The organism is uncultured Kluyvera sp. (genome assembly GCF_902485085.1).
Taxonomy (GTDB): domain Bacteria; phylum Pseudomonadota; class Gammaproteobacteria; order Enterobacterales; family Enterobacteriaceae; genus Kluyvera; species Kluyvera ascorbata.
This window is the reverse complement of record NZ_CABTJS010000009.1, coordinates 70,695-77,616: the sequence shown is the minus strand read 5'-3', so window position 1 is coordinate 77,616 and position 6,922 is coordinate 70,695. Positions and strand designations below refer to the sequence as shown.

The 6,922-nt window shown below is 55.5% G+C and carries 5 protein-coding genes; 1 reads left to right on the top strand and 4 read right to left on the bottom strand.

Going from position 1 to position 6,922, the window contains the following annotated elements:
• Positions 1-188: 188 nt before the first annotated feature.
• The 3 genes from asmA to udk all read right to left on the bottom strand — a co-directional run bounded on the left by asmA (position 189) and on the right by udk (position 3,367).
• The gene (gene asmA / locus RDN66_RS01805) at positions 189-2,039 is read right to left on the bottom strand and encodes an outer membrane assembly protein AsmA (protein ID WP_202217627.1); all 1,851 of its coding nucleotides are present in this window, start codon (positions 2,037-2,039) and stop codon (positions 189-191) included.
• 26 nt (positions 2,040-2,065) lie between these two features.
• Positions 2,066-2,647, bottom strand: coding sequence for a dCTP deaminase (dcd, locus tag RDN66_RS01800; RefSeq protein WP_035893765.1), 582 nt, complete (start codon positions 2,645-2,647; stop codon positions 2,066-2,068).
• A 78-nt stretch (positions 2,648-2,725) separates the two neighbouring features.
• Positions 2,726-3,367, bottom strand: a complete 642-nt coding sequence (udk, locus tag RDN66_RS01795) for a uridine kinase (RefSeq protein WP_035893767.1) — start codon at positions 3,365-3,367, stop codon at positions 2,726-2,728.
• A 352-nt stretch (positions 3,368-3,719) separates the two neighbouring features.
• Between udk and RDN66_RS01790 the strand changes: the two genes are divergently transcribed.
• Positions 3,720-5,990 carry a diguanylate cyclase domain-containing protein gene (locus RDN66_RS01790; RefSeq protein WP_202217626.1) on the top strand — a complete coding sequence of 757 codons (2,271 nt, stop codon included), beginning with the start codon at positions 3,720-3,722 and terminating at the stop codon, positions 5,988-5,990.
• Here the strand turns inward: RDN66_RS01790 and alkA are convergent.
• Positions 5,942-6,784: a DNA-3-methyladenine glycosylase 2 gene (gene alkA, locus RDN66_RS01785; protein WP_202217625.1), complete on the bottom strand. Its 843-nt coding sequence runs from the start codon at positions 6,782-6,784 to the stop codon at positions 5,942-5,944. The genes RDN66_RS01790 and alkA overlap by 49 nt on opposite strands.
• Between the last annotated feature and the right edge of the window lie 138 nt (positions 6,785-6,922).

The following is a 6,922-nucleotide window of genomic DNA, read 5'->3' as shown; positions in this document are numbered from 1 at the left end:
GTTTGTCTCCTTTTACTTGTGGTGAGTAAGCAGAGATATTCCGGCATGGGCATTCTTCAGGCTATAGCCTTACAGGATCAATCACCACCTCCCTAGGAGGTGGTTTAGGGGTGACAATAAAACCCGGCAGAGCTTCGCAATGCCGGGTTTTGTTTGTCAGCCGGATGGCGGCTACCGTCTTTTCCGACCTACTGTTTATCCAGAAGCTTCTGCACTTCCTTACCGGACTGCGTCCCTTTATTCCGCTCAGCCCAGTCATTCAACCGGCGCTTAGCTTCATTTTGTAGCTGACGTCGCAGGATTTGATCCACCTGCAAACTGTAATTCAGCGCGGACCATTTACCGTATACGCGCAGCGGAATGGCCGTTTGCTTCAGCATATCAATCAGTTTCCCCTGCCCTTGCCAGCCGTCAATCACCTGAACGGCAAACTGTAAATCGCCCTCTTCTTTCAGCAGATTCAGCGTCCCTTTACCGTTCAACGTCATCAGGGATGAGGAACCGCGGATATTACTGAGCGTCAGAATACCGCTATCAAGGTCAATATCCGTCGTCATCTTATCCAGCTGCGTGGCGCTATCGTAGTTTTCCTGGGCACGCACATCGGTACTGCGTTCAACGGCCTGCTGGACCAGCTGTTGGAAGTTGAGCCCCTCGGTACGGGTATTTTGCATCTCAATAGACGCCTGTCCCTGCCAGTCACGACGGAAATGGTTTGCATCAATCACGGTGCCGGAGAAATCCCCTGCCAGCGACATTTTGCCGGTCATATTGATAGGGTAATTAAAGGCTTTGAGCAGGCTGCCAATCTGGATGTTATCGAGCTTCGGCTGGAATTCTGCCTGCGGCGTGCCGTCACGCGCATCGAGCGTACCTGGCAGGGAAAGCGTCCCACCATCAAGCGAGCCTTCCAGTTGGGTGATTTGCAAAAGACCGCGCTGGTTGCTGGCCGCAATACTGACGTTGGTGAACGGCATCCCTCGCCAGCTAATCTGTTTCGCCGTCATTGCCAGCGTCCCTTCAAAGCCGCTCAGTCCACTGTAAGGGACAACCCTAACCCCATTGGCAATAATCGGACGTGGCTGCTTAGGCGTTGCCTGCGCCTTCTGGACACCATTGCCGCCGTTAGGCAGGATATCCGAATGCAGCAGCAGGTTATCCAGATTGAGCTTATCGGATTGCAGATTCAGCACCCAGACCGGGGAATCCCCCAGAATGACGCTGCCAGAACCCGCCAACGTACTGTCATTGGCCGTCAGGCTAAGATTGCTAAAGCTCAGCTTTTTCGTGGCATCCTGCCAGCTGGCGTTAAGACTTCCATTACCGCTAATTCCCTGCGGCGGAAGGTCTGCGCCCTGAAGCTGCCAACTGAGTTGAGATAACTGGGCATCAAGGCGTTGAGGATAGTCACCCGCCTGAACCTGCGCGGAGAAGCTAAGAGTTAAATCGCGCTGATCGCGGTTGAGGCGGCCGGAAAAATCTACTTCAGCCTGATGATTGGCATCCTGCTCCATCTGCAGGCGAATATCGCGTACCGTGACCTGTTCATCATCTTCATGCTGGAAAACCAGCACGCTGTCGACAACCTGCAGCGCACCGATATCAAACGACCAGCCGCGATCACCGGGCTCCTGCGGCAGCGATGTGCCTTTCGGGGCGACCGGGGCATTTTGCGCGCGTTCGGCTTCCGTTTGCGGCGTGAGCTGAATGACCGCCCCTTTCAGCATCACCTGCTTCACCTGAAGCTGATGAGAAAGCAGCGGCAAAAGCGCCACATCAAGACGCATATTGTCAGCCCGCACCAGCGGCGCGGTGGCGCCCGGCGCGGTGAGGGTCATTCGCCCTGCGAGGATGCTTAAGCGCGGCCAGACGTGCCAGCGCAGAGAACCATCGAGCTGAAGCTGGTAGCCGCTACGCGCTTCTACCTGCTTCACCATATAGCTGCGGAAATCGTTAGGATTCACCAGCAGCACCAGCGATGACAGGCCGGCAACCAACACCACCAGCAGGATCATCAGCGTCGTCAATATTCGTCTCATGGCACCCTCATCAGGTTCGCGATGGTTCAGTCTTTATCGATACGACTGGCGACCGCACCCTGCTGGTCGCGGTACTTAGCATCTTCGCGACGGTTATATGGACGAGCGGCCGGGCCGGACAGCGGCTCAAAGCTCAGCGCGCCAATCAGCATGCCGGGACGCAGCGCCAGCGGCAGTTTGCCTGAGTTGTAGAACTCCAGCACGATGCAGCCAGACCAGCCTGGATCGATACGGTGCGCGGTCACGTGTACCATCAGCCCCAGACGCGCCAGCGATGAACGACCATCAAGCCAGCCGACCAGGTCCGCCGGCAGCGTGACCGACTCCAGCGTGACCGCCAGGGCCAGTTCGCCCGGGTGCAGATAGAATGCATCGCCTTCAGGCAGCACAATCTCTTCGCTCATCACGCGATCCAGCGCCGCGCTGACTTCCGCCTTCGGGCCGCTTAAATCAATATAGGCCGCCGTATGACCGCTGAAGGTCCGAAACTTATTGCCCAAACGTACGTCAACCGTCGCGCCATTGATACGCTCAATCGGCGGACGCGGGTTAATCGACAGTCGGCCGTCATCCAGCCAGGCTTCTATATCTCGGTCACACAGACGCATATCACTCTCCTTAATGTACTACTGCCCTCTTCCGGCATGGTTGAGGGCTATTAATGCACGTTACACAATTCGCGTGAGTTATTCAAAAAACTGACTAATTTTCGCTTTCAGAATATCGATGGCGATGCGGTTTTTGCCTCCGCGCGGCACGATGATGTCAGCGTACTGCTTGGAAGGTTCAATAAACTGCAGGAACATTGGACGCACGGTTTTCTGATACTGCGCCATCACGGAGTCCATTGAACGCCCGCGCTCGTTAACGTCACGCTTGATACGACGCATCAGGCAGATGTCCAACGGAGTATCGACGAAAATAGAGAAGTTCATCTCTTCGCGCAGACGCGCATCCGTCAGCAGCAGGATCCCTTCAAGAATGATCACTTTTTTCGGTTCGATGTGGATCGTTTCCTGAGTACGGGTGTGCTCGACGTAGCTATAAACCGGCAGCTCAATAGCGGTGCCGCGTTTTAAGGTCTGCAAATGCTGGAACAGAAGACTGTGGTCCATCGCGTTAGGATGGTCGTAATTGGTTTTAACCCGCTCTTCCATGGACAGGTGACTTTGGTCTTTATAATAGCTATCTTCAGGGATAACACCGATATGCTCATCACCAACCTGCTCGCGTAACTCGCGATACAGCGTACTAGCAATAAGACTTTTACCTGAAGCCGATGCGCCGGCGATGCCTACAATGACGCACTGATGAGACTTATCAGTCATAAATTTTGCGACCCGATTAACCTGGATGATAGGAAGGACGGCACGGACAGACAATATTATTCAAGAGGTGAAGTTCTGAATAATCACATGTACCAGCGCCAAACGCGGCAATTATAGGGATTTCATAGCGACGATACCAGTCGTATGCATCGATCGGTAGCGACAATCGGCGAAACGCCGCCGAGGCTTGTTGCAGCGCAAATCGTTATTCATGAAGAAAATATTACACTTGTGATCAATTGCCGATTATTGTCAATAAGTGTCATCGAACCGATAAATGGCGCGTAAGTTGGTGCATACTCGACGGTAATGTCAGCAAGGCCGGACCGTGTCGCTCCGGATAATCGTGGTAATGAAGAAAGAAAAACAGTACATCCCCATCGTTCTGACCTCACCGTTTCGCACGGCGCAACTCCTGTTCAGCCTTGGGCTCCTGACGTTCCTGTTCACACTTTACTCCTTCGCGCTAATGCATCATCCGAGTGACCTTTCGCCGGTGTGGCTTCCAACAGCAGTCATGATGGCGGGATTCTATCGTTTTAAACGTTCCCTGTGGCCCGGTATTGCGTTGGCGGGAGCATTGGGCGTTATTGCCGCAACCAGCCTGTACTCACCGTCAGCGGTCACGCTCACCTACCCGGCGATTAACATTCTGGAGGCGCTGGTCGGTGCACTGCTGCTGCGCCGCTGGCTGGTGCTCGATAACCCACTGCAAAACCTGGTGGACTGGACCCGCATGGCGATCGCCTGCGCGCTGGTGCCAGCGTTGCTGGGCGGCATTCTGGTCGCCAGCCTCTCTCCCGGCACGAACGCATTGCAAACGCTGATCGTGTGGGCGATCGCTGAAGCCACCGGTGCGTTAGCGCTGGTTCCGATTGGCCTGCTGCTGAAAGCCCGGTTTGCCACACGTTATCAAAATACCTCACTGTTGTTCTCTACGCTGCTGACCACCGTGATTACCCTGGCGCTAAGCATTACAGCCATGCTCTATCTGCCGTGGCCGTTCACCTTCATCATGGTGTTGCTGATGTGGAGCGCCGTACGCCTGCCGCGTTTAGAGGCGTTTATCATTTCCCTGCTGACCATTATGGTTGTGCTGATGCTGACCTCACTGCACCCGCTGGTTCAGCACATGATTGAGAACACCCTGAATAGCTATCGACTGCACAATATGCCGGGACTGCCGTTCCTGATGGTACTACTACCAACCGGCGTAATGAGTATCGCCATGTACGCCGTGCACAACGAACGCCGACATATTGCCGAGAGCGAAACCCGCTTTCGTAATGCGATGGAGTATTCCGCCATCGGCATGGGGCTGGTCGACACTTACGGGCAGTGGATGCAGGTCAACAAATCGCTGAGTGCCTTCCTCGGCTACAGCCAGGAGGAACTTCACCGGATGACCTTCCAGCAGGTGACCTGGCCGGAAGATTTAGCCACCGATTTGGCTCAACTCGATCGACTGAGTTGCGGTGAAGTTGACAGCTATTCATTGGAAAAACGCTACTGCACCAAGCAGGGAGAAGTCGTCTGGGCGCTGCTCGCCGTCTCGGTCGTGCGCAATGACGACGGCACGCCGCTTTATTTCATTAAGCAGGTTGAAGATATCAACTCGCTGAAAAAGAGCCGTGAAGCGAATAAAGCGTTGATGGCGGGGATAACCCAAGCCAATGAAGCGTTGTTCCAGGAAAAAGAGCGCCTGCATATCACCCTCGACTCCATTCATGATGCGGTGATCAGCACCGACAATAAGCAAAACATTATTTTCATGAACCCGGTCGCGGAAAAGATGAGCGGCTGGAAACAATCGGAAGCTCAGGGCAAGCCGTTGCTTAGCGTGTTGCGTATTACCGAAGGGCCGGATGGAGAGAAGCTGGAGGCACTCAGCGCACAGGCTGGCCCGGAAAGCGATGCCGCGTACGACAACACTCTAAAAAATCGCTTCGGCGGCAGCTATGATATTCACTACAGCATGACGCCGCTGAAAACCCTTGATGGTGAACGCATCGGGTTCGTACTGGTTATTCAGGACGTGACCGAGTCGCGTAAGCTGTTGCGCCAGCTCAGCTACAGCGCATCCCACGATGCGTTGACCGGGCTGCCAAACCGCGCCAGTTTTGAAAGCCAGCTGAAAGGCCTGCTGAAAGCGCTGCCGGGTAGCCACCAGGCGCACGCGCTGATTATGCTCGATCTCGATTTCTTCAAAGCCGTTAACGATAGTGCGGGCCACGCTGCGGGCGATGCCCTGCTGCACGAAATTGCCAAGCTGATGCGCTCAGTGCTGCGTCCCAGCGACATTCTGGCGCGTCTGGGCGGCGACGAATTCGGTTTTATTCTGCGCCACTGCTCCACAGAGCAAGCGGTAAATGTTACCGAGCGCGTCGTCGATGCGATTAATCACTACGAATTTATATGGGCAGGCCGCCTGCACCGGGTAGGTGCCAGCGCTGGGTTAACGCTGGTACATGAGCACAACGCAAAACTGGCGGAACTGTTGGTACAGGCCGATGCTGCCTGCTACGACTCAAAAAACAACGGTCGCGGCAGAGTCACGGTCTACACGCCGGTGGTTCATACCGGCGACCAGTCGTCCGTATGCCAGATATGCAATAACGCGTAGGAGCGCCAGGGCTGCCAGCGCGCGGCATAATCGCGAATCTGCGCGGGCGTCATCCCAGGAAACCGCTGTTTAATCAGGTAATCGTCCGGCAGAAAAATATCTTGTGCCTGCCAGGCGCGCAGCGCAAAGTAGTTTGCCGTCCAGCGGCCAATGCCGGGGAACTGCTGCAGCATTTTTAGCGCCTGCGGGACATCTGCGGGTAGCGTCTGCGGCAGCGCCCCGTTGACCGTTGCCTGAGCGAAATAGATAAGCGCCTCCGCGCGTTTTAGCGGCATCCCAAGCGCTTTTAATGCCAGCGGGTCGCCCGCCGCCATACGCTCAGCGGTAGGAAACAGGAAAAATCCCTCTTCTTCAGCCAGCGGCTCACCATAGAGCGCCACCACTTTCCCGGTCAACGTCGCGGCCATCTTCACGCTAACTAGCTGGCCGAGAATCGCCCTTATCCCCTGTTCAAATGCTTCAAGCGCCCCCGGCAGGCGCAGCCCCGGTCTGGCGGCTGCAAGACTCCCCAGCGAGCGTTGAATCAGCTGCGGGTCGCAGTGCAAATCCAATAATCTGGCCACGCCGTCCAGCGCCTGGTCGGCAACCGGCATAAGCCCGGCTGTGAGCGTGATGCAAAGTCGGTTATGCGCCGCGTCGGGCGACATGGTGATAAGCCCGTGATGTTCGCCACAGCGCCAACTGCGGGTGTAGCTACCGTCCTGAAAGCGTTCAATGCCGCTGACAGCACGCGCCTGTAGAAAGCCAAACATCCATTGCCAGTCGTACGGCGGTAACCACGGCAGTTCAAACATCGTTGCTCCTTAAACACATAACGGTAGGCCCGGCGTCATAGCATAGCGGGTAATCACCTCGGTGACCTTGCTTTCATATTCCTGTTGCCGCCTTCGCGACATTCCGCTAAAGTCGCCCCCCTTTCTTCACTGGCATGG